Source organism: Cernens ardua (assembly GCF_051251085.1).
Classification (GTDB): domain Bacteria; phylum Pseudomonadota; class Gammaproteobacteria; order Pseudomonadales; family Halomonadaceae; genus Cernens; species Cernens ardua.
Window position 1 is genome coordinate 45,659 of sequence record NZ_JBPCZH010000001.1, and the last position, 24,923, is coordinate 70,581.

The following is a 24,923-nucleotide window of genomic DNA, read 5'->3' on the forward strand; positions in this document are numbered from 1 at the left end:
TATGAAACTATTATGCGCGGATTGGAATCACAAGATGCAGGCCGAGTGGCTAATTCAATATATTGGGCCGCCCAATAACGGGAATTTCTTCCTCAACCCTTCGTATCAAAGCATCAAGGGATCAGATGTCTATTACAGCGTATATATGGACATCCCGCCACTCGATCAAATCCGCAAAGATGCTGAAGCTGGAGTGCAGAGCAAAGGAATGATTCCAGTACCTGCACAGGGTGTTTATGAGGCTCTTGATCTGATCGAGAAGGGCATCATATTGCTCTCACAAGATGAAAGCACAGAGGAAGCTGCTGCAGCGGATATAGGTGTGAAATTGTTGCCCCCGGTAAAGGGTGATGGTCCTACTAATTCCAAGCCTGCTCCTCATCGGACGTTTACTTCCCCCAACCACCAGAAAGGGTCCACGGAAGAGGCCTAACAATCCTCCCAGTCTTCCCGGGCTTGCAATGTCTCCAGACTGCTCGTCCGGTTATTCAATCTTGGCTTCTGGAAGCTCGTTCCACCGGGTAGTGAATCGATTTGATCGATGCTCACTTTTCAAATGCCAGGCAGCCTTTTTTCTCATTCCGCCGAAAGAGACCGTGTCTCTTCCGCTTTTGCCATTGATCTTATCGATGATAGCCATCAACGATGCTCGCTTGGCTTTTGTTTCTGCATCCTGCTCCTCAAATAGATCATTGGGTGCAGAATGGACATCAACGAGGTCAAGCATCATGACGCCAGCCTTCATATACCGATAACCATCAAGCCAAATTTTTCCCAGACCTGTCTTTGCTGCATTTAGGATATGCGAAGTATCATTTGATGGGCTCACTAAAGGGACTATCAACGAAGGGTGATATTGGGGTAGATCATGACGGTGTTTGTTAGTCTTCAAAAAGACCATAATCCCTTGTGCTTCGCTATTTTGTTTGCGTAACTTTTCAGCACCGTGTTGCGCATGCACTCTAATAGCCTCTTCAACTTCCCTTCGATCACTCGTAGCGGTGCCAAAAGATCGGGAAGTCATGATATTTTTCTTTGGCTCTAGATTTGCCGTTTCTATACAGTCATGACCACGCAATTCATAAACCAATTTCTCTTGTACAACACTGAATCTTGACCGTATATGCTTAGGATCAGCATTGCGCAAGTCCATAGCCGTATGAATGCCCATCAAAGTAAGACGTTCCTTCAAGCGGCGTGAAACTCCCCAAATTTCATCTACGGGTAGTGATGAAAGAAGTGACGTTGTTTCGTCGCTATCCGGGTCAAGCCAATAGACGCCGCCCAAGGATTTATCCTTTTTAGCTCGATGGTTAGCGATTTTTGCCAATGTACGAGAGGTAGATAGGCCGATGCTAACCGGGATACCGGTATTACGCTTGACGATGCATCTGAGCATTTTATTGCGAGCAATAATCTCCTTTAGCTCAAACCCCTCCCAAAATAGGAATGATTCGTCAATGCTATAGACTTCGATATTAGGGCAATTGTCTCGAAGAGTTGAGGTAACTCGTCCGCTCATATCACCGTAAAGGGCATAATTAGAGCTTCGTAGAACGATTTTTTTCTTGATGTGAGTGGGGATTTCAAAAGCAGGAGCCCCCATGGGTACCCCCAAATCCTTTATCTCTTGACTTCTGGCGATCACACAACCGTCATTGTTGGATAATACACCGACAGGCTTGCCCTCTAGCCTAGGATCGAATACACGCTCGCATGAGACATAGAAGTTATTGCAATCGCAGAGACCAATAACATTGCGCATCGTACAACCTTTACGTTAACTGTATATATGAACAGTGTATATGCAAATGTAAAATTTGTCATGATGCAATGATTCAGTTGCTAGAGGTGATTCATAATTTGCGCTCCATGCTTTTACGCCACTTTATCGCGAGGTATTCGTCATCTTGCATCAGCGACACGCTGTCTGAATTTTTCTGCTATTTCTGAAGATATTCCTACTTTCAATGCATCAATGTAATCGGCATACCACTGCATCATGATGCGTCTTTTATCTAAATATTCAGCCTGATTATAGACACCGGCCACCCCAGCCTCTTTGTGAGATAGCTGCATTTCAACCCAATCTCTATTCCACCCGTGTTCGCGAAGCAATGTAGAGGCTGTATGCCGAGCACCGTGTCCTACCAATTTGCCTTTATATCCTATCAACGCAATTGCATTATTCATTGCCGAACCAGACAGTATAGGATGCATTGAGCTATCCCCTGGGAAAACATATCGACCACGTCCTGTGCGTTCATGCATAGATGATAGGATATCGACAACTTGCGAAGAAAGAGCCATAACGAAATCACGCCGCATCTTCATTTTTTCCGCAGGAATAGTCCAGCAAGCAGATGTTAAGTCTATTTCTGACCATTCGGCATTGCGTACCATGCCGGGTCTAGCAGCGGTATACATCATCATTTTAAGTGCGAACACTGTCCCAATGCGGCTAGTTGAGTTATCTAGCGCTTTCATGAATCTTCCCACCTCTGATTCATTGAGGTGAGGATATTGCCTTGACTGTGGCGCAATCTGGGCAATATGGCGAAGTTCCGATGCCGGGTTATTCTCAATAATTCCGCGAGCAACAGCCTCAGAAAATATCTGACGCATCCACGCACGCACTTTTTCAGCAACATTGAGTGAACCGCGCGCCTCCATTCTGTCCTGCACTTTTGTGCAATCAGCACGTGTGATCGTCGTAATATCCATATCACCCAGTGCCGGCAGGATATCCTTATTCAGATATATGCGCATTTGCCTGAGGCTAGAATCAGATCGCCCGATTTGCTCTTTACGATCTAGCCATGCTTCAGCCGATTCGCGAAATGTATGCTGTGGCTTTTCAGGAACAACTTTGTTGTATGCCGAAGGGTCATCCAGAGCCAGGGCATCGCGTGCTTTTTCGCGTACCCTTTTTGCAGGGTTTGTTGATAGGGGACCTAGTCCAAGCCATGACCATTTACCGTTGGGCTTTTTATAACGTAACTCCCACATCTTCTTCCCGTCCGGCTTGACTCGCAGATAGAGACCATTTCCGTCGAGAACACGATAGGTTTTTTCTTCCGGCTCAAGATTGTTGATGACTGTATCGGCAAGTGGACGCCGCTTTATCTGATCTCTTTTCATGTATGCCACTCCATAAAGGAGGGATAGCATACACACCAGCATACATAAACATCAATACTATACTGGCTAATGATGTCTAATACAGGCTAGAAAGAAATTGTATAAGCAGCGTGGTTGACGGGATTGTGTCTAATACTGACTTATGTGGTCTTGTCAGTTTGGAGCGGACAAAGGGACTCGAACCCTCGACATCCAGCTTGGGAAGCTAGCGCTCTACCAACTGAGCTATGTCCGCATGATAAAAGAGTTAAAGGCGTCTAGTATTGCCTATCTCTTTATCGGGGAAGGATTTCTTCGTGGATATATTCTAGCCGAGGTTCTCTTGAATGAGAAGCCTCGACTCTTCGACTGAAAAAAAAATTTAGCGTGGCCTACACGATCAGCAGCTACTTGCCGACACTTTATTTTCCAGTACGTTTATCATATTCAGAAGCGTATTGGTTCAGCGTGCGAGTATCACGTTGAAGCTTGGCCAGTCGATGATCCCTGGCAGGAAGACGCTGATGGGCCTTGGCCATTTGACCGTTCAAGCGATCCGCCTGATCAAGCACAATGCTATACGCCTGATTGAAGGAAGTACATGCGTTGGTGTTATGCGCAGGGGATGCTTTTTGCGCTCTGAGTGATTTAATGCACGCAGGGCCCAATTGATTGGCTGTATCAACTGAGATTTGCATGGAGGCGAAGTATTGGTTTACCAGCCCGTTATCTGCCATGGCCGGTGTAGAAACAGCCAAAATACTGGCTGCAACGATCATGCCTGCACGTTTTAACATAATGAATCTCTATTCTGGATCAATAAAAACCAATATAACGAAAAGCAGGGAGTACGTCACTGATCTGACGGAAATTACTCCTCCTTGCGTTTATATAGCGAATGAAAAACAGCAATCAATAGCCAATCATATAACGGCTGTATCGACCAAAAATCTTCTTCAGTAGGACAGCAATAAAATGGCAGATAGCAACTGTCATAAAGCAGATAGCACTGTATGTCAGGAATGTCACGGTACCTGATGTCGTATGGATAATCCCTGCGAAGAGATTTTCATGTGCGAAAAGGATCTTGACAAACATGACGACAAATAGATAGTGGATGAAGAAGGTGGCGAAGCTCGTTTCACCCACGCGGATCAACAGTCGTTTTGGTCCATTGGGAATATTGATTTTCTCGAAAAGTACAAAGAAAATCAGTCCCAGCAGGAAAATCTGCAGGTTATCGTCATACGAAATCCACGGGTACACGTTGAAGTGGAAAAATCGTAAGGTGCTGACAAGAAATGTAAACAGCGTCAGACAAATCAACATGGGATAGTGTTTCCACCCTTGGTCCAGTATCCATTGCTTATGCTGACACACACACATGCCCACGATATAGTAAGGAAGGAAAAATACAGCGTTCAGTATTGGTCCATAGGTATAGGGTGGCCGATGGTAAAAGTTCACGAAAATCAACGAAGCAATGGCGATGAAGACCAGATTTTCGCGTGAAATCCTGTAAAGCCACGGTCCAAGCGCGAAGATCATGATGATCATCGGTATAAACCACAACGGTGTATTAAAACTGCCAAAAACCAGACTTTTGACTACCCATATGAATACGTTGTGTGAAGGATCGGAAAAACCAATGCTCAGTTGAGCCAATTGATGCTGGGCCAATAGTAGATATGAGAGTGCGCTTATTACTAAGTAAGGCACCAGCACATTTTTGAACTTTGTGAAATAATATTTTTTTGTTCTGTAACGGTCAGATAAATAATAAAACAGAAATCCTGAAATAAAGACAAAAATAGCAGTCCACCTTGGGATGAACTGTGTGAATAAAAAATTGGCTAAACCGCCAGAGTAGAGTTTGTTCCACAATGAAAAGGCAGAGTGCTCATAGACGATACAAATAATTGCCAAACCTCTCAGCATGGCAATTGATTCGATTTTGCCTCTGGATTGTGTTGTTGCCATGAAAGGGATACCTCAAGTAAAGGTGCCTGAATTACGAAGCCATGAATTACACAAGATAAGGAGAGAACCGTTCGCAAAAGGCTCTTTGACGATTGTCCCCCTCTCAGTGTCATCCAAACCATGTTTTTTATAATAGAATCTTGGACGGTAGGCCATTCTACAGGATGGTGTATAAAAAACACTGCATTTTCTTTGACTGGTGGACTGTAATTTTAGTTCATGCCGAATGGAAGCGTTTGATGTCGATTTGTGTCGTATTCATCCGTTTTGCACAAATAAATTACGTCTGGATACAGAATAAATAGTGCAAATAAAAAATATTATTATTTTTTGCATCATTTAATAGCCACTCTCAAAAGAGTGGCTTTGATTGTATATGACGCCCATCCTTTCAGGCGTGGCGGGCAGCTCCTTTATTATTCATCAGTGCCTTTTTAATGATCACAATCCCGATAACTGGAATAACCGTTGCGATCAGATAGAGTGGGCGGAAACCTGCGTGCCCGATGATGAACCCGAGCAGGGGCGCTGAAATGGCAACGGCAATATCAAAATAGAGTGCGAAACAACCAACCGCGGTGCCTTTGTGCTCCTGGCCCACATGATCAACAACCAGGGTCCCCAAACCGGGGAAGACCAATGAAAATCCGGCGCCTGTCAGGAAAGCACCGACATCTGCTGCAATCGGATCAGGGATCAGGCATATAATGAGTAATCCAAGGGCTTCAACGGCCATGGAGACCATTGTGACAATGGCCCCCCCCCGTTTGGGGACCTGTTTCCCGAAAATGAGGCGAACAAAAATAAATGCTACGCCAAACAGGAACAGACCAATGGCGGCTCCGCTCCAGTGTTCGTAGGAGAAGTAGAGCGCCATATACGACCAGATGGATGAAAAGCCAATGGAACCGCATACCAGCACACTGCCGTGAGGCATGACCATTCTCATCACCTTCAGAAATGAGAGAGACGGGCCCTTAATGGGAGCAGGGCGTACAGCGGTGTATGTTCGGCAGATAAACCAGCAGATACCACACATGGCAAGAATGATAACGCCTACCACCATCAAGCCATATTGTGCTCCCATCGCGCCACTTAACAGCTCACCAATGGTGGCGCCCAGGGCGATCCCGCCATAAGAGGTAATCCCATTCCATGAAATAACTCTGGACGTATTGTTGGCGCCTGCACGATAAATATTCCAGACAATCACACTGGTCGTTGTCCAGCTTTCCGCCCATCCCAATGCAAGGCGACTCAATAAAAGGATAGTCAGGGACAGCCCGGCAGACCCGATACCAATCGTTGAGAGGATGACGAGGATGCCAGTGACACACCCGATCAACAGCCCATAGCTGACGGAAGTTTTTGGCCCGGTGGTATCCGATATCTTTCCCGCCGAGGGGCGTGTAGCAAAGGTCGCAATATACTGGATGGAAATGGCCAAACCTGCCATCACGGCACTGTAATGCAACACATTGTGTACATAGATGGGGATGACGGCCATTGGAAAACCGATACAGAGATAAATGACCAGATTGAAAAGCAGTACAGGGAAGATACTTTTTTCCGTGATGCTGTTGCCAGGCGTTGTGTCAGTTGCCACGGTGTGCTCCTGTTGGCTGAGATTGATAGGGACTCTCAGCGTTCGATAAAGGGGATATCAGGAAGGGTAACCAAGTGTTCATCCTTAAGTGTGAATATTTAACTGCAGGTATGAAGACGAGTCGATTTTCGCACATACTTAAATAAAGGTTAAATCCATGCGCAAGTAAGCGCTGGCAGGATGAAAATCCAGATAAAGCTTTAGCTGTAAGATGATGATCCCCGAGAAAAAAATCTACTTGATTTTATGTTTTTTTCCCACAGGCTGTAAGCATGAAAATGGCCTTGCAATAGCCTTTGGCAAGATTTTTTTACATTATGATAAAAATATCCTATAGAGGCTATCGGTTAGCATGCTTGGACATTCCATGGGTGATTAGCTATACATTATATGAATTTCTTTATGTGGCTGTAAGCTAAAGGTCACATAGGGAATAGCCTTCCCGTGCAAGCTCAAGGCTATAGCCCTGCCCATTGTTAATCATTGGCAATTGGGAACAGGTTTTGAAGTAAGCCCATTGATGAGAGGACTTATAAGTGACTAGTGACAAGAGCAACTATACAACGACTGATTCCGGTATTCCGGTATCAAGCACAGAGCACTCCCTGACCGTTGGGCGTGATGGTCCGATTCTTCTGCATGACCATTACTTGATTGAACAGATGGCCGCGTTTAACCGTGAGATGATTGCAAATCGTCAGCCTCACGCCAAGGGTGGCGGTGCATTTGGTACATTGGAAATCACCCATGATGTCAGCAAGTACACCAAGGCAAGCTTTTTGCAGCCCGGTGCGAAGACAGAAATGGCTGCTCGTTTCTCTACAGTAGCAGGTGAAGAGGGAAGTCCTGATACATGGCGTGACCCTCGTGGTTTTGCTCTTAAGTTCTATACTGACCACGGCAATTACGACTTGGTAGGTAACAACACGCCTATCTTCTTCATCCGTGATGCAATGAAGTTCCAGCACTTCATTCATTCCCAGAAACGTCGTGCCGACAATGGTTTGCGTGACAATGACATGCAGTGGGATTTCTGGACTCAGAGCCCCGAATCTGCACACCAGGTGACCTGGCTGATGGGTGACCGCGGTATTCCTGCTTCCTGGCGTCACATGGATGGTTTCTCCAGCCATACCTATATGTGGGTTAACGCTGAAGGCGAACGCTTCTGGGTCAAATACCACTTCAAGACTGATCAGGGCATTCAATGCATGACGCAGGAAGAAGCCGATCAGATGGCGGGTACTGACGCTGATTACCACCGCCGTGATCTGTTTAATGCAATCAAGCGTGGTGATCATCCCACCTGGACACTTAAAGTCCAGATCATGCCATATGAAGATGCCAAGACCTATCACATCAACCCATTTGATTTGACCAAAGTATGGCCTCAGGGTGAATATCCGCTGATTGAAGTGGGTAAAATGAAACTGGATCGTAACCCAACTGATTTCCACACTGAAATCGAGCAGTTGGCATTTGAGCCTAATAACTTCGTTCCTGGTACTGGCCTCTCTCCTGACAAGATGTTGCTGGGTCGTTCATTCGCTTACGCTGATGCTCACCGTGCGCGCCTTGGTGGTAACTACAAGCAGATTCCTGTTAATGCGCCGAAATGCCCTGTACACAGTTACAGCAAGGGCGGTGCCATGCGCATGAATAATGTCAGCGATCCGGTTTACTCACCCAACACCAAGGGTGGTTCACAGCCAGATGCTGTTCAGTTCCCTGAAGATGCTGTTTGGGCGGCTGATGGCGAATTTGTACGTCAGGCCTATACTTTGCGCGAAGATGACGACGACTTCAGTCAGGCTAATGATCTGGTCAACAAGGTGATGGATGACGCGCAACGTGATCGCCTGGTAAACAACATTGTGGGTCACGTATTAGGTGGGGTTGAAGAACCTGTCCTTTCTCGTGTCTTTGAATACTGGAGCAATGTTGATAAAACCATCGGTGAGCGTGTTAAAGAAGGTGTACTGGCTAAAAAAGGGAAATAATTTCCTTTTACCAGTTAAAATTTCTGAGTAATACGACTCACATCGAAAGCGGAAGGGGTGCCTCTTCCGCTTTTTTTGTGTGACTGGAATGACAGGCGCGCAGAGCTACCCATGATATTGAGTAGAGCCTATTTCTCAAGACAATAAAAGATAAACCAGATAGCTGCCGCCAATAGCATACCTACCACTGGTCCTCCCATTAGCCAGCTGATTGCAATACCGTACAAGATGGCTACCCAGGGAATAGAGAACATGAGGCCGTGTCCTTTTATGCATTATGAATGGCTGGATGAAGTGTTATTGCTGGAACACTGACGTTTCAATATTATGGAGGTGTGGCTTTGACCATATTCACTTGGATGATCCGTGACTGACTGAGTATATCAGTTTTACCAGTAATGATACGCCAGTCGCTCGTTCTTGCGTGCACCCTGTATAGTCCAGTTTAGTATGAACCCTTGAGGGGAGAGCTTGAGCACAGCACTGTAATGATCACTGCCACATAAGTGGGGTTCCTCACTTAACAAAACGTCAGGATTATCCTGATCACGCGTCAGGTCGAACAACCAGACAGCATGTTCCTTGCCACGTCTTTCATGGTGGAGAGAAATCCGGTTGGCATACCAGGTGAGCCGATAAACATTCTTGAATGAAACGGGCCGAGCACCCCGAAGGCAAAATTTCCCCGTCTCCTTCAAATAGACCACACGGTATTCTCCCTGTAATGAGGAAGTGACCTCTACCTTGCCATGGCCTTCACCATTCCATCCTGTTCTGGAGCCCTGTTGCGTGCTGGCACTGAATTCAACCCGAGTAATCTGACCAATCCTTTTTCCCAGTTCGATGATTGCCGTCAACTTTTTGTCTCTCTTATGGTTTACAAGGGGGTGCAATAGTGATTCACTTCACGCCCTGTATTCTCCCAGGTTAGCGTAAGGTAAAGATGTATGGCGTATTTGTGTATTGTCACGCTGTTGTGGTCATTTTCATTCAGTCTGATCGGCGTTTATCTGGCATCCAGTGTGGATAGCTATTTCGCGGTGATGCTACGTGTAGTGCTGGCACTGTTAGTGTTTCTGCCATTGTTACGGCCTAAAAGTACCTCTTTGAAAACTGCTATTGGGCTAATGGCGGTAGGTGCACTGCAGATCGGTGCAATGTATATCTTCTTTTATCAGTCCTTCGAAGTACTGAGTGTGCCCGAGGTGCTGTTATTCACGATTCTAACGCCTTTTTATGTCACCTTGCTGGATGATGCCTTGGCAAAGCATTTTTCACCCTTCCATTTGTTAACCGCCGCTATTGCAGTTGCCGGAGCGCTGATTATAACACCTCATCATGTAAACACCGGATTCTGGCATGGGTTCCTGTTGGTACAAGCGTCCAACCTTTGTTTCGCTTTGGGGCAAATTGCCTATCGCCGTCTGCCTGGTATTGGTGAAAAGAGCGCAAAAACGGGCGAAGAGGGGATAGCAAATTCTTCCAAAGGGACTGCTTCTGCCCTTAACCAGTTTGGTTGGTTTTATGTCGGGGCAGCTATCCTACTGGTACCTGCTTATCTGCTGTTTGGCAATAATACGCATCTACCGACCACCGCCACCCAATGGGGCATCCTTGTTTGGCTTGGCGTAGTCGCTTCGGGTATCGGCTATTACCTGTGGAATCAAGGTGCGCGTCAAGTGGATGCCGGCACATTGGCGATCATGAATGAGGCACTGAAACCGGTAGGTCTTGCCGTGAATGTTATCTTCTGGAATCACGCGGCAGATATTCCACGTCTACTGATGTGTGGTTTGGTGATATGTCTGGCGTTGGCCCTTAATCTTTGGGGAAATCGCTGCAAGCGTCGTGTGGCATGATCAGTTTGTTTGACGGTCATGCGGGGAACTTACCGAAGTTGGTGATGGACGCCACTAGTATTAGCCGGGCTTGCTCTGCATAATGGGGTTATTCATTTATAATTTGTGACATTCATGATGACTCAATTCCATACCATTGGTGTGATAGGCCGTCCCGCCAGTGAGAACATCAGCGTCAATATTCTGCGTTTGATCACCTTTTTGCTTGAACGCGGTTATTCGGTCATTTTGGAAGAAGGTATTGCCCATCTGCGGGATGATTTTGCGAAGGTAGACCCTGATTCATCCCATTCAGGTGAATCTCGCCTGCTTAATGAGCGTATTAGTGTCAAACCCTTGAATAAAATGGGCAAGTGCTGTGATCTGGCTGTTGTGCTCGGGGGGGATGGTACCTTGCTTGGGGCTGCCCGGGGATTGAGTGACAGTGACACGCCAATCGTAGGCGTGAATCAGGGGCGCCTGGGATTTTTAACGGATATATCCATCGACCACATGGAAGAGGCGCTAGGCAGAATCCTACAGGGCGAATATGACCTTGAAGAGCGGGTGTTGCTCAATGCCCAGATCCTGCGTGACGGAAAAGAGATTGATTACAGCTATGCCGTGAACGATGTCGTGATTCATTCGGGGGAGGTCGCACACCTGTTCGAATTCGAGTTGTACGTGGATAGTGTTTTTGTCTATCGACAGCGTTCCGATGGTCTTATTGTAGCAACCCCCACCGGGTCGACAGCTTATGCGCTCTCGGCGGGTGGCCCTATCCTTAACCCGAGCTTGCCTGTGCTGGCCCTTGTCCCCATGTGCCCTCATATACTTTCCAGTCGTACCGTTGTCATCAGTGCGGAAAGCGAAATAGAAATAAAAGTATGTGAGCGTGTTAGAAGAACTTCGGTGGTGGCATGTGATGGTCAGTCCCAAATGGAGACCCAGCCCGGCGATATCATTCGTATCCAGCGTCGAAAATCTCCGTTGCATCTGATTCATCCTGTCGGACACAGTTTTTATGAAAGCTGCCGCAGCAAACTCGGATGGACACAAAATGGTTAGTCACTATGTGGTCGGATTTTACCGGTATTGATTTGATTGGTGATGTGCACGGCTGTGCTTCATTACTGATTCGCCTGCTTGAACGCCTTGGTTATACGCAGAATCGTAATGGTGTCTGGTCTCATCCCGAGAGGCGTGTGCTTTTTTTGGGGGACTTGCTTGATCGAGGCCCTGAAATCGTTGAGACCATTGATTTGGCACGCCGGATGGTGACGGCAGGGCATGCTGAAATGATTCTTGGAAATCATGAAATCAGTGCGCTCAATGCTTTTTTCATGCGGGGTGAGGTGCGAATTCCGCGCATTCACAAGGAAACGATTGAACAATACGCTGCTCACCATGAGCTATGGCGTGAAACACTGAAATGGCTATTGGAAAGGCCGTTGTGTATCGCAAATGATCGCTTCAGGGCTGTGCATGCATGTTGGCCGGATTCTCTTGCCAAACGTTTCCTTGAAGCCCACCCCGATGGCCGTATTGATCGCGGAATGCTTATTCGTTCGAATGATCCGCAAAGTCTGTCTCACCAACTGTTTAATATTTTGACCCGTGGACCACAACTTAGATTGCCTGATCATCGCTCGATGTTGTCACGGGATGGAACGGTGAGGCGAACATTCAGAACCAGCTTCTGGCATAAAAATCCGCAGTTTTACAAGGATGTTGTCTTCCAGCCTGATCCTCTCCCAGAAGATATAGCAGAGCGTCCGCTCGATGAGGATGCACGACGCCGCCTTGTGTACTACGGCGAAAATGAGCCGCCTCTTTTTTTCGGGCATTATTGGCGTGAAGGCATTCCTTCCCTGATCCGTCCAAATCTGGTTTGTCTTGACTATAGCGGGGTTAAGGGCGGTTCATTGGTGGCTTATCGGTTTGATGGAGAGAAAACGCTGGATAACAGCAAACTGGTTTGGGTCGATACCGGTGAAAGCCTGCCGGCACAGAATTAGCGGCTGTCCCATTGAAGCAATGAGAGCATACTGGATGTCGGTGAAGCAGAATGCAACATGCTATTTTCAAGCTTAATGTATGATGCAAGTGGAATAAAATGATGAAATTGGGCAACGGATGAGTGAACTTTTACTGATGAAAAACATCTTACAGGTATATCCCTTGAAATGATCCTTGCTCAGCCCTCAGGTTATCCTGCTGGGCTTTTTTTAGGTTGTTCACATTTTGAAACTTCCTGCTCTGTAAATGTCTGTTTAGGGCGTGTTGGGTTGGAAAGTTTTAGCCTGCAAAGTTTTGTTTGGGAAAACAGTAGGGCAACTGTATGTCGTGGGCCAGGAAGGTTCCATGACCTGCGACAGCCTACAACCCAAGAGGCAGCATTTTATCCTGTTTAAATGTTCTAAGGATTTTACAGACATGGGCGTCTCCGCACTTCGTTTTCCCTCCACTATGGATTTGACTGCCTTTCGCCGCGCGCTTTGGTCAGCGGGTATTACCCATCTTTATCAGCGGGAAGAGAACACACAGGTTATCGTTCTGATGGACCCTAAACGTTACCCTGATGCAATTCAACTGTTGGGTGAAAGCACTACGGTATCGGACCGCGAAGCTACTTCGAATACCCGCGTTGATCCTGAACCTGCACATACCCTGCGCCCGACCCACCCTATAGATCAATCCAGACATTACTCATCGACGTTGACTCGTTGGACTCAATTTATACAGCAGGGTTTCACGCAATCTCCGGTGACCTGCGGGATAATCACGCTGTGTGTATTGGTTTTTTTGTGGTTGGAAGTCGCACCGAATCAGGTCCTGACTACCCTCGGCTTCGCGCCTCAGTGGAAGGCAATGACCTTTCTACAGGCATGGTCTTCAGGTATCGGCGTAGGGCAAATCTGGCGGCTTTTTACACCAGCTATCATCCATTTCAATCTGATGCATATCGTGTTTGATCTGATATGGGTATGGTACTTAGGGCATGAAATTGAAAAACAGGAGCGCTCCTGGGTACTGATTTTTCTGGTAGTAATTGGAGCAGCCATCTCCAATACCATGCAGTGCGCAACGTTGGGGCCGCTCTTTGGAGGAATGTCTGGTGTTGTTTATGCCATGTTTGGTTTTACCTGGCTGACCAATCACCTCAAGCATGAGGAAATCTATCGAGTACCTGATTCATTAATGTTGATTATGGTTCTCTGGCTTGTTCTTGGCATGACGCCAATCATGACCTCATGGACAGGTCCCATAGCAAGTGTGGCTCATCTTTCGGGGCTTGCCTTCGGCCTATTGTGTGCTTTTTTTAAAAACCTTAAAAAAGGGTAAGTCCTGTGGGTTGTCTTCGCTCTAATGGTTTACGGTTTGTGATACCCTACAGGTATAAATCATGATATCTGCACGTGGAGCGGTATATGTCAGAGCCAACCTCGTTCGAGAGTTTAGCGGCTACAATAAGCCCTGAAATCTATGCCGCATTTAAAAAAGCCGTTGAAATCAGGAAGTGGCCGGATGGTCGCAGCATGACGCCTCAGCAGTTGGAGATATGTCTGGAAGCCATGATTCGTTATGAACAAGTGAATGATATTCCTGAAGCAGAACGAACAGGCTATATTGATAGGGCCGGGCACGATGATAAACCTGCAAATGATGTCGAAACCATCAAATGGACTCATTAAGAGCGTTAGCCGTAGAACTTTAATCGCAGAAAAGTAGTCGCTAGTCAGTTACAATTTTCATTATTGTATAGCTCCCCTAGAGATTGATGTCCTGGATTCAGCGTCTCTAGAGGTGAACCTCTTGTTTACCCCCTGCCTGTATAATCAAGCATATGCCTTATCGCATCACAGCTGGGGGCTGGCTATATACGCATACTCTGCGTACTTTTTTACTACGTATCAAACCCGTACGACACATTTATTTTGATACGTGTACACCCGATGTTTCTTCTTGATAATGACATAAAGCCAATACTGATTCCTTATGCAAATCACAGGTAGTGGACGCAAGCTTGATATTGCTCAAGCTCTGGACATGGACGGTATGAGTCCGGGGGGGTCTAACTGTCCGAATGAAGCCTTGCCGCTTGATTACTTGCCATGGGGTACTTCCGGCCATGACACGTCTGATGATGGTGAGCTTTTTGGAAAAAAATCGATCCCAAAAGAGGCTGTCAAGAATACTCTATCCCGTGTGGCTGAATATCACTTGCGTTTGGATGATGCACGCATACCGCTTAATCCACTGTTGGGTAAACGTATTTCCTTACGTTATTTGGGCGATATACATTGTGTTTCGTGCGGGCGTAAGACCAAAAAGAGTTTTCAGGGGCATTGCTGGGTGTGTTTCACCTCCCTGGCGCGTTGCGATCGTTGTATCATGAGCCCTGAACTTTGCCATTTCGAGCAAGGTACGTGTCGTGAGCCGGAATGGGGATTAAAACACTGTTTTTCACCCCATATCGTCTATTTGGCCGCAAGTGCTTCGGTCAAGGTCGGGATTACGAAGCCTTCTCAAATGCCCGTCAGATGGCTGGATCAAGGCGCTGTGAGGGCATTACCTATTTTCGATGTGGCTTCCCGGCAACAGTCCGGCATTATCGAAGATCTACTACGTCAGAAAATTTCGGATCGAACCCCTTGGCAGCGAATGTTGAAAGGGCAAACGTCAGAGGCTGACTTACAAGTAGAAGCCAACCAATTAGTGGAGATTTTTGCATCTGAAATTGCGCAAATTCAGCAACAATTTGGTTTGGAGGCTATTCAACGTCGTAGGGATTCAGTCCGTTATTTTCACTATCCTGTGCTTGAATCCCCCAAAAAAATTGTTTCTCTCAATCTTGAGAAACAACCCCATATAGAAGGAACTCTCATGGGAATGCGTGGGCAATACCTGATTCTTGATGTAGGCGTGCTGAATATTCGCCGCTTTGAAGGGTATCAATTGGCGTTTGCGTGTGATGATGAATGAGATGGCTTCTGTGGATGTTGATTCAAGGATCGAATGCGACTGTACAACACTCAAGCTTCGCCAGGCACTCCCAAGTGATTTGGAACAACTGGATGAGCTCGAATACGATGCAGTGGATGATGAGCCATTTTCACGCCGCCAACTCCAGCATTTGCTTACGCGTGCACATGCGTTGACGCTGGTTCTGGAAGATACACAACATGCCTTGCATCATGAACAATCTTTATTAGGGTATGGCATGTTGCTTTTTCGCCAAGGGAGTGTGTCCGCTCGGCTTTATTCTTTTGCCCTCCATCCCTGTATCCGGCGCAAGGGGCAGGGACGGCGGTTATTAACTGCTCTTGAGGACCATGCCGCTCAGCGTCAATGCCGTCGCATGGTACTCGAGGTTCGCGCAGATAATCGGGCTGCCTTGTCTCTTTATCGTGCCAGTGGTTATCGGGCTCTAAAGTGGGTAGATCAGTTTTACCATGATGGCTGCGCGGCTTATCGGATGAGCAAGCCGCTGGTGCAAAGCCTGTCCTTCTAGCGTGATTATTGCGCTATTCAGGTTTTGAAAAAGAACAACCTTGCTTATGTCTGTATTTGTCTGATTGTCGAAGCTGCCAGCACTGCGGCTTTGGCTTTGATGCTTTATGATATAAGTCTTAAAACAACATTTATCCTATTTAACAGGAGCGAAAGACTCTCTTATGTCCGATCCCAAAGCCATCTATTTAAAGGATTACCTGCCACCTGCCTATCTGGTGGATGATGTCGTGCTCAAGTTCGATCTTCATGATCGTCATACCCGTGTCGATGCTATCCTCAAAATGAGGTTGAATCCTGAGCGTGAAAAAGGGCTTCCTCTTGAGCTTTTGGGATCGCATCTGGAACTGGTGAGTGTATCCATGGATGGCCGACCACTTCAGGAGAATGAGTATGTATTGGAAAAAGGGAATCTCACGATTCACTCGGTCCCTGAACAGTTCGAACTTCATACTCAAGTATTGATCAATCCGATTGATAATACGGCACTGGAAGGGCTTTATCGTTCAAGTACGAAATTCTGCACACAGTGCGAACCTGAAGGCTTTCGCCGAATTACCTTCTATCCGGATCGCCCTGATGTCATGTCGACCTTTACGACGACGGTCATCGGTGACAGGGACGCTCAGCCCGTTCTCCTGTCTAACGGGAACCCGATTGAATATGGCGACCTTCCCGAGAATCGCCATTATGTCACCTGGCGCGATCCATTTCCGAAGCCCAGCTACCTGTTTGCCCTTGTTGCCGGTGATCTTGAAAAACGCGAGGATCATTTCATTACCATGAGTGGGCGTAAGGTTACGCTCCAAATCTGGGTGGAAAAAGAGGATCTCGACAAGACCGAATTTGCCATGGGAGCGCTCAAGCGTGCCATGCAGTGGGATGAAGAGACATATGGTCGTGAGTATGACCTGGACCTCTTCATGATTGTGGCGGTGGGTGACTTCAACATGGGCGCCATGGAGAACAAGGGCCTCAATATCTTCAACAGTTCTGCAGTGCTGGCCAAGCCCGAAACCTCGGTGGATCGTGCTTTCCAAAGTATTGAAGGCATTATTGCGCATGAGTACTTCCATAACTGGTCGGGTAACCGTGTCACCTGCCGGGACTGGTTCCAGCTCGCCTTGAAGGAAGGCTTTACTGTTTTCCGTGACCAGACATTCTCTGCCGATATCAATTCAGAACCCGTAAAGCGTATTCAGGATGTGAACCTGCTACGTTCAGCTCAGTTCGGGGAAGATCGCGGGCCTACCGCCCATCCTGTTCGTCCCGAGAGCTTTATTGAGATTTCGAATTTCTACACCCTGACCATTTACGAGAAAGGCGCCGAATTAGTGCGTATGTTACGCAACCTGTTAGGCAAAGAGACTTTCCGTAAAGGCAGTGACCTCTACTTCTCCCGTTATGATGGTCAGGCTGTTCGAGTCGAGGATTTCGTAAATGCCATGGCCGAGGCCAGTGGTCTCGATCTCAGTCAATTCATGCGCTGGTATGAACAGGCTGGTACCCCGGTCGTGAAGGCGAAAGGGAACTACGACGCTGATGCGCATACATTTACTCTGACTTTTGAGCAGTCAACACCCTCTACCCCGGGCCAGCCAGCGGATGAAAAACTACCGTTGCATATCCCTGTCCGCATGGGGCTGATTTCACCAGAAGGGGAACATGTCGAGTTGGTACGTGATGGGGAGTCTTTCGGTACAGACACAGTGCTCGAAATTCAACAGGCTACTCAGCAATTCGTTTTTGAAAATATCGATCAGCCACCAGTACCGTCATTATTGCGTGGCTTCTCGGCTCCGGTTGAGCTTGACTATGCCTATTCGCCAGAGCAGCTCGCACTGTTAGTGAAATATGATGAAGATGGTTTTAATCGTTGGGATGCCATGCAGCGTTTGGACGTGCAGGCGATCAATGAGGCTATCTCCGCCATTCAGCAGGGTAAAGCACCTCAATTGGATGCATTGTTGAAAGAGGTTTACCAATATCTGCTTGAAACACCTACCGATGATAAGGCCGTACTGGCAGAGATGCTGACATTACCACGCGTTGCCTTCCTTATTGGTCAACAGGCCAATATTGATATCGAAGCGACTGATCAAGCGGTATCTTTCATCAGGAAGGCATTGGGCGAAGCGCTTTATAAAGACTTTGAGCACCTCTATACGACGAATCAAAGTGATGAGCCTTATGCTCCGGATTTCGAGCAAATTGCGCGCAGGCAACTCAAAAACAGGGCATTGGATTACTTGTGTGCCACGGGTCGTGAAGATGCCTTGAATCTGGCGCAGGCACAGTATGAAGCGGATGCCAACATGACCGATGTGCAATCTGCTCTGATTGAGCTGGTGCATAGTGATGACAAGGCGAAAGGGGACGCAGCACTCACCCATTTTGGCAAACGATGGGCGGATGATGCATTGGTGACCAATAGTTGGTTTAGTATTCAGGCAACGCGGCCTCAACCGGATGTGCTGGATCGTGTACGTTTCCTGATGGAGCACCCCCTGTTTTCCATCAAAAATCCTAACCGCATGCGTTCATTGATTGGTGCATTTGCGCAGAATCTGGCCAACTTCCACCGGGCGGACGGGGAAGGTTATCGTTTGCTGGCGGATGTTGTTATCCAGTTGAACAAGTTGAATCCGGATATTGCCGCACGCATGGTTATACCGCTCACGCGTTATCAACGTTTCGATGAGGCTCGTCAAAAAATGATGCGTGCAGAACTTGAACGTATCCAGCAAGAACAATTGGCTCCGAGCCTCTATGAAATGGTCGGTAAAGCACTTGCATAAATGCTCGTAAATCACTGATGATCAAACTTGATCTGTGATAAAAGAGGGCCAGCGTTTGAATGCTGGCCCTTTTGCATTGAGTATGTCGCATTTCTTATGCGGATAGGCAAATAAGTGAATAGTAGTGGCTAGACTAATAAAAAGAGGGGCAGGTTTTAACCTGCCCCTCTTTATGACAAGGCCAAAATGTACCTAGCGCTGTAGTGATGCTATATCAATGGCTTAATCGAGCGGAATAGGGTGGTTGAATATGCGTCTCAAGACAAAACTTGAGTGCACACCTGTCACCCCTTCAATGCGAGTAATGTGATTAAGCAGAAGGTCATGATAATCATCCATGTTCTTGATGATGACCTTAAGTTGGTAATCAGCTTCCTGCCCTGTAATGAGTAAGGCTTCCGTGACTTGCGGGAGTGATGCAATTTTCTCTTCGAATCGCGCAAAGCGTTCAGGAGTATGCTGATCCATGGAAATGAGTAGTAATGCCATAAGGGTAAGCCCCAATTTTTTGGCATTCACTTCTGCGTGATAACCACTGATCAAGCCAGAATCCTCAAGAGCACGCACGCGACGCAAACAAGGCGAAGGCGATAGCCCGATTCGATCAGCAAGCTCCTGATTACTGATGCGGCCTTCACGCTGTAACACTTCCAAAATTTTTCTATCGTAACGATCGAGCTGATTGCTCGTATCAACCGAATTCATGCATGACTCCTGGAAAATATCGAATCTTGTCATTATTAAGCGATAAGGCGCCTAAATATAGCGTCTGTTTTTTACTTTGTAAAAATATATTATCCATAAAAGGGTGATAGGGATTATTTCAACCATTTCAAATGGAAGGGACCTTGATGCATACTTTTTGTTATTAACTGTTACAAAAAATTACAATCGAAGAATGTTGCTTGCAAATTTTAATATTATCTTAATTTTTGTCGGCACAAGGTTCCCAGCCGACGTTAGCGGATTGCCGCGGCGGTGACTCTGTCATCTCCGCGGTTTTTTTATGTATAGACAATATTTGGATGTCCATATCATCTGTTATCTCTTTACTGCGCAAATAAACAGGAGACCGAGAAACCATTCAACACAATGGATTCAGTATACAGAAGGCCTACTTTATTTGTTCTCGCTGGTCAATTTTGCTTATGCAGGTTCAAATCATATAGCAAAAATCTGAATCAGCAACCCTTTATAAAAAATTGATTCCCAGATTGTGATTCATTTATCAATTATCCATTAGGATGATACTTATCCAATTGCCACCCGCATTCGTTTTGACCTCTTGTATAAGGGTCATATCTCCTCTTTCCTCAAGCTTATACAATGCAATCGTATTGGATAATTCCCCAGTCGCTACCAGGTATTTGCCAGTTGCATCAATTCCGAAGCCTCTGGGTTGTCGCGGACAGGCCGTCGCTGATACGCATTCAAGCAAGTTATTGTCCTTTCCCTCGTAAGTCAGCAACTGGCTGCTCGTACGTTCGGATGCGATGACGCGCAGTGGGTTCTCTGTAAGGTGAAGATCAGCGGCCCAGATCCAGTCTTTTACTGTCTCCTGCTCCAATTGTTCATTATCAGAGGCGTCGGGGCGTGGTAATCCTGCCTTGAGATGGGTGAGCGGGGATGGGGAGGACGACAGGGTGACGGCTCCCAATTCTCCTGTTTTAGTGTCTCTGCGGAAGGAAGCGATGCGGCCATCCAATTCACTCAAAACGTAAAGCGTTTTTTCATCCTTCGACAGTACCAGGTGACGTGGTCCGAATCCTGCCTCGAGATCAATGGTTTCAATCGGACTGAGCTGTCCATTCGTGTCTAGCGTATAAGCAAGCACTTTGTCGCTCTTGAGTGATGTTGCGTAGGCGAACATACTGTCGTGTGACGTTATGATGGCGTGGGCGCGAGGGATATCCTGAATAACACTCACAGGCTCGGCTTCGTCATACTGTAAATCTTCAACCCGATATACAAGCAAACAGTTTTGCCCATAGGATGCTGATAGTAGGTAGCGCCCCGACGGTTCTGCAAATAGATACGCTGTCCCCTTGTTGACTCGTACAGTATGGCGTTGATGGAGTGAACCGTCATGGCGATCAACACGGAATGTTTCAATATAATAGGAGGGTAAATCGCTACGGGCGACAAAGAGAGTATTGTTTTTCTCCAGAAAGGACTGAGTAGATACTTTGCTACCCAATGAAATCCTGCCGGTCGGCGTGAGTGTCGCCTGCTCAGTATCCAGTGTAAAGCTGGCGAGTTCACCATTGCTGGCCTGAGAAATATAAACTGCCTGTTTAGAAGTCATTGAATTATCCATGCTGAGTGGAGTAGATATTATTTAGCTTCACGCCTTTTTCATCACACTGCAACTGGGCTTTAGACGATAACTGTATTTCATTCCCTTTTTATCCTGTCCCTGCTTGCTGTTCGGCGTAGTCCTTAAAGGAAAATCCTTTTGCGAATTGACGCAGTGTAGAGCTGCAAAATAATGATGTGTGAACGATGAGTCACGACAACGACAAATGTGGTCAGCCCATGGGTTAATACGTGGCATTCCTATAAGTGGCATTTCAATAAAGAGAGGGGAGGGATAACTTTGGGTCGAAAGTATGTCAGTCAACTTTACTTCCGTAGGGCTGAAAAAACAGTGTATGTTTAATGTATGGATTTAGTTGATATAAAAAAGAAAAACCATTGAGCAATTTAGCGGTAAAACAGAAAAAGAAAATCTGAGGGAAAGACTAAAACGTCATTCCCTCTGTATTTTATGTTCTTTACAAGCCGATTATTGACATGCCCGTTTTGCTCATGCTGTGGCAAGGGAGGGATGAGAAACGAACCATGCAAGTGCAAGAATGCCGGCGCAAATGCAATACACGCCGAAGCTGGAAAGCCTTCCCTTTTCTTCAAAAAACTTCATCAAAAAACGCAGGCTGAACCATGCTGCCAAGCCTGTCAGTACACCACCAATAATGGCATTCAAGAGTTGTGACGGCTGAGCAAATAGCTTGGGTAGCTCAAGAACACCGGCGGCAAGGATAATGGGCGTTCCCAACAGGAAGGAAAACTCGGCCGCAGCGGCAGAGCTTAAACCGGCCGCACCGCCTGCGATCATGGTAACGCCTGAGCGGGAAAAACCGGGGATAAGTGCCAGAATCTGAGCCAAACCAATTAAAAAGCCTTGTTTGAGCGTAATGGCAGATTCGCCTTCGTTCGGTGTCTTGAGCGTAAAGCGTTCTCCCCACCATAACAAAATACCGTTGATAATCAGTGCAACGGCCACAATGCGCAGGTCATGGAAAACGGTTTCAAGTTTTTTCTCCAGTATCAACCCGACCAGTCCCGCTGGAATAGTACCAACGATGAGCGTCCACATCAGGTTCCCATCTGTATTTTTCTTACCCTGACACGAGCAGCAGAAGCCCTTTACCAGCTGTATCCAACGGTTCTTGAAATACCAAAGAAGGGCCACAGCTGTTCCCAGGTGGAGCGCTACTAGAAACGGGATAAGCTGGGGAGCGTGTTCATCAAGATGGATACCCAGAATACCGGGAACCAGAAGTGTATGTCCCAGGCTGCTGACGGGGAATAATTCGGTGACTCCCTGAATAATACCAAGGAAAAAAAGGAATAGCCCATTCATGTTTGGGCTCCTTTGGGAAACGGGAAGGGGAGTTCAAGCTCATCTGTGTATACTGACAACATGAAAAATACCGTAAGACTATCTGAATTTTTAAGGTGTAAGATGTTTTGTATTATAGGGCCATACGAAAATAAGGCAGCATATCGAGCCCGTGACTCTATGGTCCGAACGTTATTATTTCAAGCTCTGAATCCCTGCGGACGTGGGAAAGGGTGAAATAAAACCAGTTCACAGCGGCCCTATCGTTATCAGAGAGGATGGGAACAGGGCCTTACTCATGATAATGGTCTTATCATTTCACACTAAATGTTAACGTTTCGTCATGAGGAGTGGATGATGACGGTTGATTTCGTGCTCATTACAGGGTTAGCCAATGATCCACCCAAGAAGCGAAATACTGACGACCAGCGCTAAAATACCCGAGATAAAACGTTGGCGACGCAGATTTCCGATGCCCTTGATCAACAACACAATGCCTATCACTACGACGATAATACCGGTGATAGAGTGATTGATGCCCAATGACTCACCGAGTCCGCTCAGGAAGCCATGAAAAGCGCCGCCGATCGAGCCGATGAATTGATGAAAAAAATCAATGATGCTTTTCAGAATGTGGCCGACAAACGCGCCAGCCTGCGAGAAAAAATCGTTCATGGGATACGTTATCGTTACCTGTCTTTGCCAGTTGAATATCCTGACGGATTAAAAAGAAAAATGATCCTGATCGTAAAATACTTTAGGGCGAAATCCCTCAGCTTTCATCGGCCTGCTCCTTGAGCCAGGCAATTTCACTGGGCCATAAATCCATATCCACGGTTTCGAGGATCATGGGGATATCGTCAATTCGGGGCTCTTGCATCAGATAACGAAATCCCTCTAGACCAATGTTCCCCTTGCCCAGGCTATCGTGTCGGTCTACCCGGCTTCCCAAAGTGCTTTTCGCATCATTCAAGTGCATGGCGCGCAGATACTTCAGACCAACGATGTTATCGAACTCATCCACTACATGTCGGGTGCTTTCCGCTGTTCGCAAATCATAACCGGCAGCAAAGGCATGGCAGGTATCAATGCAGATACCTATGCGGGATTTGTCTTCCACCTGATCAATAATCTCGGCCAGTTGTTCGAAAGAGTAGCCAAGGTTTGTACCTTGCCCCGCCGTATTTTCAATGACTGGAATAACGCCCCGGGTTTTATCATTGGCCTGATTGATGGATTCAGCGATCAAACTCAAGCTTTTGGATGGCGTGATTTTATTCAGGTGACTACCCGGGTGGAAATTGAGAAGTGAGATGCCCAATTGTTCACAACGTTGTAATTCGTCAAGAAATGCCGCACGGGATTTTTCCAACCCTTCCTTTTCAGGATGCCCTAAATTAATCAGATAACTGTCATGGGGAAGAATCTGATGTGGACCAAAATGATACTTTTTGCAGGCCGCTTTGAAAGCCTCGATATTGGCTGTTTGTAAAGGTTTGGCTTTCCATTGGCGCTGGTTCTTGGTAAAAAGTGCAAACGCCGTAGCACCGATATCCACTGCACGTTGTACCGCATTTTCAACACCTCCGGCAGCGCTTACATGAGCTCCGACATATTTCATCTTTTACACTCCTTTTCTGCGTCCGCGCGCTGTTTGGAATATTCAAACTTTAATTATAACTGATAATAGGTATTGGGCAGATGATAAGTCCTGCTGGGTAATATCAAAGAGAGTAAAATACCTGTATATGTAGCTACTTTCCTAGTGGATATATTTGGAGCCGAGGCTTGTTCGTCCTGATGTTTTAAAATACAAGAAATACTTTTGCGCCTATTGTCAGGTGCTCCAGGTCTCAGGCAGACATGCCATGAGTTTGCAAATGAATGAGCATCAACAATTGAGTACCCGGGTCAATGGAATCCTCATCATTGGATGTGGTGGCATCGGGATGCGATGTGGTCCAGTGCTCTCATCTTTCGTGCAGACAATATGCTACTATTGAGGTCGACGCAGTACTAAGGTCGACGTGGTACTAGGGGCGACGAGGTGCCAGGGATGATTGTACTGCCAGGGACCGAAGTACTAACCAGGGACCGAAGTACTACGCGGCATGTAGCTGTAGCGACGAATGTATGACTGTGTAATGTTTTGTATGAGGTACATTCATCAGTGGCAATTTTTTGTTTAAGCTGCTGATAAAGCGGTGGTGGTTTGTCATACTTTCTACATGCAGTCTTGTAAGATGAGTTCAGGAATGTGGTTTTGACCCGAACAGAGTAACGACATGGTTGCCTGAACGAGCACGTTCGTTAGCTGTTTTAATGGAGCCCATCCCATGTAATGCGTGGTTATGAGTAGCGGTTGGTGCGTAGCTGATACGCAGTCATGTGTAGTTGTGTTTACGTAGTTGTGATTACGTAGCTGTGGTTACGCAGCTGTTGTTA

22 protein-coding genes and 1 tRNA gene are annotated in these 24,923 nt (G+C 46.7%); 10 read left to right on the top strand and 13 right to left on the bottom strand.

Annotated features, from left to right (window positions below; translation table 11 throughout):
* The first annotated feature begins 1 nt into the window (after nucleotide 1).
* Entirely contained in the window at nucleotides 2-433 is a 432-nt protein-coding gene (locus LMG33818_RS00320; RefSeq protein ID WP_442321358.1) for a hypothetical protein, read from the top strand.
* 51 nt (nucleotides 434-484) lie between these two features.
* Here LMG33818_RS00320 and LMG33818_RS00325 read toward each other — a convergent pair whose 3' ends face one another.
* The 6 genes from LMG33818_RS00325 to LMG33818_RS00350 all read right to left on the bottom strand — a co-directional run bounded on the left by LMG33818_RS00325 (nucleotide 485) and on the right by LMG33818_RS00350 (nucleotide 6,706).
* Nucleotides 485-1,765 carry a Y-family DNA polymerase gene (locus tag LMG33818_RS00325; protein ID WP_442321359.1) on the bottom strand — a complete coding sequence of 427 codons (1,281 nt, stop codon included), beginning with the start codon at nucleotides 1,763-1,765 and terminating at the stop codon, nucleotides 485-487.
* Between the two features lie 140 nt (nucleotides 1,766-1,905).
* Nucleotides 1,906-3,141, bottom strand: a complete 1,236-nt coding sequence (locus LMG33818_RS00330; protein WP_442321360.1) for a tyrosine-type recombinase/integrase — start codon at nucleotides 3,139-3,141, stop codon at nucleotides 1,906-1,908.
* A gap of 159 nt (nucleotides 3,142-3,300) precedes the next feature.
* A tRNA-Gly gene (locus LMG33818_RS00335) sits at nucleotides 3,301-3,376 on the bottom strand.
* 166 nt (nucleotides 3,377-3,542) lie between these two features.
* Nucleotides 3,543-3,917, bottom strand: a complete 375-nt coding sequence (locus LMG33818_RS00340) for a hypothetical protein (RefSeq protein ID WP_442321361.1) — start codon at nucleotides 3,915-3,917, stop codon at nucleotides 3,543-3,545.
* A 115-nt stretch (nucleotides 3,918-4,032) separates the two neighbouring features.
* Complete coding sequence (locus LMG33818_RS00345; protein WP_442321362.1) at nucleotides 4,033-5,100, bottom strand: acyltransferase family protein; 1,068 nt, start codon at nucleotides 5,098-5,100, stop codon at nucleotides 4,033-4,035.
* Between the two features lie 391 nt (nucleotides 5,101-5,491).
* Nucleotides 5,492-6,706 (bottom strand): MFS transporter, encoded by a 1,215-nt coding sequence (locus LMG33818_RS00350; protein WP_442321363.1) that lies wholly within the window; start codon nucleotides 6,704-6,706, stop codon nucleotides 5,492-5,494.
* A gap of 536 nt (nucleotides 6,707-7,242) precedes the next feature.
* Here LMG33818_RS00350 and LMG33818_RS00355 point away from each other — a divergent pair.
* Nucleotides 7,243-8,706 carry a catalase gene (locus LMG33818_RS00355; RefSeq protein ID WP_442321364.1) on the top strand — a complete coding sequence of 488 codons (1,464 nt, stop codon included), beginning with the start codon at nucleotides 7,243-7,245 and terminating at the stop codon, nucleotides 8,704-8,706.
* Nucleotides 8,707-8,834: 128 nt separating this feature from the next.
* Here the strand turns inward: LMG33818_RS00355 and LMG33818_RS00360 are convergent, their stop codons facing one another.
* Entirely contained in the window at nucleotides 8,835-8,960 is a 126-nt protein-coding gene (locus LMG33818_RS00360) for a hypothetical protein (protein WP_442321365.1), read from the bottom strand.
* Between the two features lie 135 nt (nucleotides 8,961-9,095).
* The gene (locus LMG33818_RS00365) at nucleotides 9,096-9,563 is read right to left on the bottom strand and encodes a DUF6314 family protein (RefSeq protein ID WP_442321366.1); all 468 of its coding nucleotides are present in this window, start codon (nucleotides 9,561-9,563) and stop codon (nucleotides 9,096-9,098) included.
* A 90-nt stretch (nucleotides 9,564-9,653) separates the two neighbouring features.
* Between LMG33818_RS00365 and LMG33818_RS00370 the strand changes: the two genes are divergently transcribed.
* From LMG33818_RS00370 to pepN, 8 genes are all read left to right on the top strand, one after another.
* A complete protein-coding gene (locus tag LMG33818_RS00370; RefSeq protein ID WP_442321367.1) occupies nucleotides 9,654-10,565 on the top strand; it encodes an EamA family transporter in 912 nt (303 codons plus the stop codon).
* A gap of 114 nt (nucleotides 10,566-10,679) precedes the next feature.
* A complete protein-coding gene (locus LMG33818_RS00375) occupies nucleotides 10,680-11,612 on the top strand; it encodes an NAD(+) kinase (RefSeq protein ID WP_442321368.1) in 933 nt (310 codons plus the stop codon).
* Nucleotides 11,613-11,617: 5 nt separating this feature from the next.
* Nucleotides 11,618-12,562, top strand: a complete 945-nt coding sequence (locus LMG33818_RS00380) for a metallophosphoesterase (protein WP_442321369.1) — start codon at nucleotides 11,618-11,620, stop codon at nucleotides 12,560-12,562.
* A gap of 418 nt (nucleotides 12,563-12,980) precedes the next feature.
* Nucleotides 12,981-13,889, top strand: a complete 909-nt coding sequence (locus LMG33818_RS00385) for a rhomboid family intramembrane serine protease (protein ID WP_442321370.1) — start codon at nucleotides 12,981-12,983, stop codon at nucleotides 13,887-13,889.
* 86 nt (nucleotides 13,890-13,975) lie between these two features.
* Nucleotides 13,976-14,239: a DUF1315 family protein gene (locus tag LMG33818_RS00390; protein ID WP_442321371.1), complete on the top strand. Its 264-nt coding sequence runs from the start codon at nucleotides 13,976-13,978 to the stop codon at nucleotides 14,237-14,239.
* Nucleotides 14,240-14,543: 304 nt separating this feature from the next.
* Nucleotides 14,544-15,530: a DUF2797 domain-containing protein gene (locus LMG33818_RS00395; RefSeq protein ID WP_442321372.1), complete on the top strand. Its 987-nt coding sequence runs from the start codon at nucleotides 14,544-14,546 to the stop codon at nucleotides 15,528-15,530.
* Between the two features lies 1 nt (nucleotide 15,531).
* Nucleotides 15,532-16,059 carry a GNAT family N-acetyltransferase gene (locus LMG33818_RS00400; RefSeq protein WP_442321373.1) on the top strand — a complete coding sequence of 176 codons (528 nt, stop codon included), beginning with the start codon at nucleotides 15,532-15,534 and terminating at the stop codon, nucleotides 16,057-16,059.
* Between the two features lie 163 nt (nucleotides 16,060-16,222).
* Nucleotides 16,223-18,856 (top strand): aminopeptidase N, encoded by a 2,634-nt coding sequence (gene pepN / locus LMG33818_RS00405; RefSeq protein WP_442321374.1) that lies wholly within the window; start codon nucleotides 16,223-16,225, stop codon nucleotides 18,854-18,856.
* A 222-nt stretch (nucleotides 18,857-19,078) separates the two neighbouring features.
* Here the strand turns inward: pepN and LMG33818_RS00410 are convergent, their stop codons facing one another.
* The 5 genes from LMG33818_RS00410 to nfo form a co-directional block, all read right to left on the bottom strand.
* The gene (locus tag LMG33818_RS00410) at nucleotides 19,079-19,561 is read right to left on the bottom strand and encodes an Lrp/AsnC family transcriptional regulator (protein ID WP_442321375.1); all 483 of its coding nucleotides are present in this window, start codon (nucleotides 19,559-19,561) and stop codon (nucleotides 19,079-19,081) included.
* A gap of 523 nt (nucleotides 19,562-20,084) precedes the next feature.
* Nucleotides 20,085-21,161, bottom strand: coding sequence for a lactonase family protein (locus tag LMG33818_RS00415; protein ID WP_442321376.1), 1,077 nt, complete (start codon nucleotides 21,159-21,161; stop codon nucleotides 20,085-20,087).
* Nucleotides 21,162-21,662: 501 nt separating this feature from the next.
* Complete coding sequence (locus LMG33818_RS00420; protein WP_442321377.1) at nucleotides 21,663-22,499, bottom strand: undecaprenyl-diphosphate phosphatase; 837 nt, start codon at nucleotides 22,497-22,499, stop codon at nucleotides 21,663-21,665.
* 366 nt (nucleotides 22,500-22,865) lie between these two features.
* Entirely contained in the window at nucleotides 22,866-23,153 is a 288-nt protein-coding gene (locus tag LMG33818_RS00425) for a hypothetical protein (RefSeq protein WP_442321378.1), read from the bottom strand.
* Nucleotides 23,154-23,250: 97 nt separating this feature from the next.
* The gene (gene nfo, locus LMG33818_RS00430) at nucleotides 23,251-24,099 is read right to left on the bottom strand and encodes a deoxyribonuclease IV (RefSeq protein WP_442321379.1); all 849 of its coding nucleotides are present in this window, start codon (nucleotides 24,097-24,099) and stop codon (nucleotides 23,251-23,253) included.
* Nucleotides 24,100-24,923: the final 824 nt, after the last annotated feature.

Coding starts and splice junctions, on each gene's coding strand:
- LMG33818_RS00320 (WP_442321358.1), top strand. CDS start 2: ATGAAACTATTATGCGCGGATTGGAATCACAAGATGCAGGCCGAGTGG.
- LMG33818_RS00325 (WP_442321359.1), bottom strand. CDS start 1,765: ATGCGCAATGTTATTGGTCTCTGCGATTGCAATAACTTCTATGTCTCA.
- LMG33818_RS00330 (WP_442321360.1), bottom strand. CDS start 3,141: ATGAAAAGAGATCAGATAAAGCGGCGTCCACTTGCCGATACAGTCATC.
- LMG33818_RS00340 (WP_442321361.1), bottom strand. CDS start 3,917: ATGTTAAAACGTGCAGGCATGATCGTTGCAGCCAGTATTTTGGCTGTT.
- LMG33818_RS00345 (WP_442321362.1), bottom strand. CDS start 5,100: ATGGCAACAACACAATCCAGAGGCAAAATCGAATCAATTGCCATGCTG.
- LMG33818_RS00360 (WP_442321365.1), bottom strand. CDS start 8,960: ATGTTCTCTATTCCCTGGGTAGCCATCTTGTACGGTATTGCAATCAGC.
- LMG33818_RS00370 (WP_442321367.1), top strand. CDS start 9,654: ATGGCGTATTTGTGTATTGTCACGCTGTTGTGGTCATTTTCATTCAGT.
- LMG33818_RS00375 (WP_442321368.1), top strand. CDS start 10,680: ATGATGACTCAATTCCATACCATTGGTGTGATAGGCCGTCCCGCCAGT.
- LMG33818_RS00380 (WP_442321369.1), top strand. CDS start 11,618: ATGTGGTCGGATTTTACCGGTATTGATTTGATTGGTGATGTGCACGGC.
- LMG33818_RS00385 (WP_442321370.1), top strand. CDS start 12,981: ATGGGCGTCTCCGCACTTCGTTTTCCCTCCACTATGGATTTGACTGCC.
- LMG33818_RS00390 (WP_442321371.1), top strand. CDS start 13,976: ATGTCAGAGCCAACCTCGTTCGAGAGTTTAGCGGCTACAATAAGCCCT.
- LMG33818_RS00395 (WP_442321372.1), top strand. CDS start 14,544: ATGCAAATCACAGGTAGTGGACGCAAGCTTGATATTGCTCAAGCTCTG.
- LMG33818_RS00400 (WP_442321373.1), top strand. CDS start 15,532: ATGGCTTCTGTGGATGTTGATTCAAGGATCGAATGCGACTGTACAACA.
- pepN (WP_442321374.1), top strand. CDS start 16,223: ATGTCCGATCCCAAAGCCATCTATTTAAAGGATTACCTGCCACCTGCC.
- LMG33818_RS00410 (WP_442321375.1), bottom strand. CDS start 19,561: ATGAATTCGGTTGATACGAGCAATCAGCTCGATCGTTACGATAGAAAA.
- LMG33818_RS00415 (WP_442321376.1), bottom strand. CDS start 21,161: ATGACTTCTAAACAGGCAGTTTATATTTCTCAGGCCAGCAATGGTGAA.
- LMG33818_RS00420 (WP_442321377.1), bottom strand. CDS start 22,499: ATGAATGGGCTATTCCTTTTTTTCCTTGGTATTATTCAGGGAGTCACC.
- LMG33818_RS00425 (WP_442321378.1), bottom strand. CDS start 23,153: ATGAACGATTTTTTCTCGCAGGCTGGCGCGTTTGTCGGCCACATTCTG.
- nfo (WP_442321379.1), bottom strand. CDS start 24,099: ATGAAATATGTCGGAGCTCATGTAAGCGCTGCCGGAGGTGTTGAAAAT.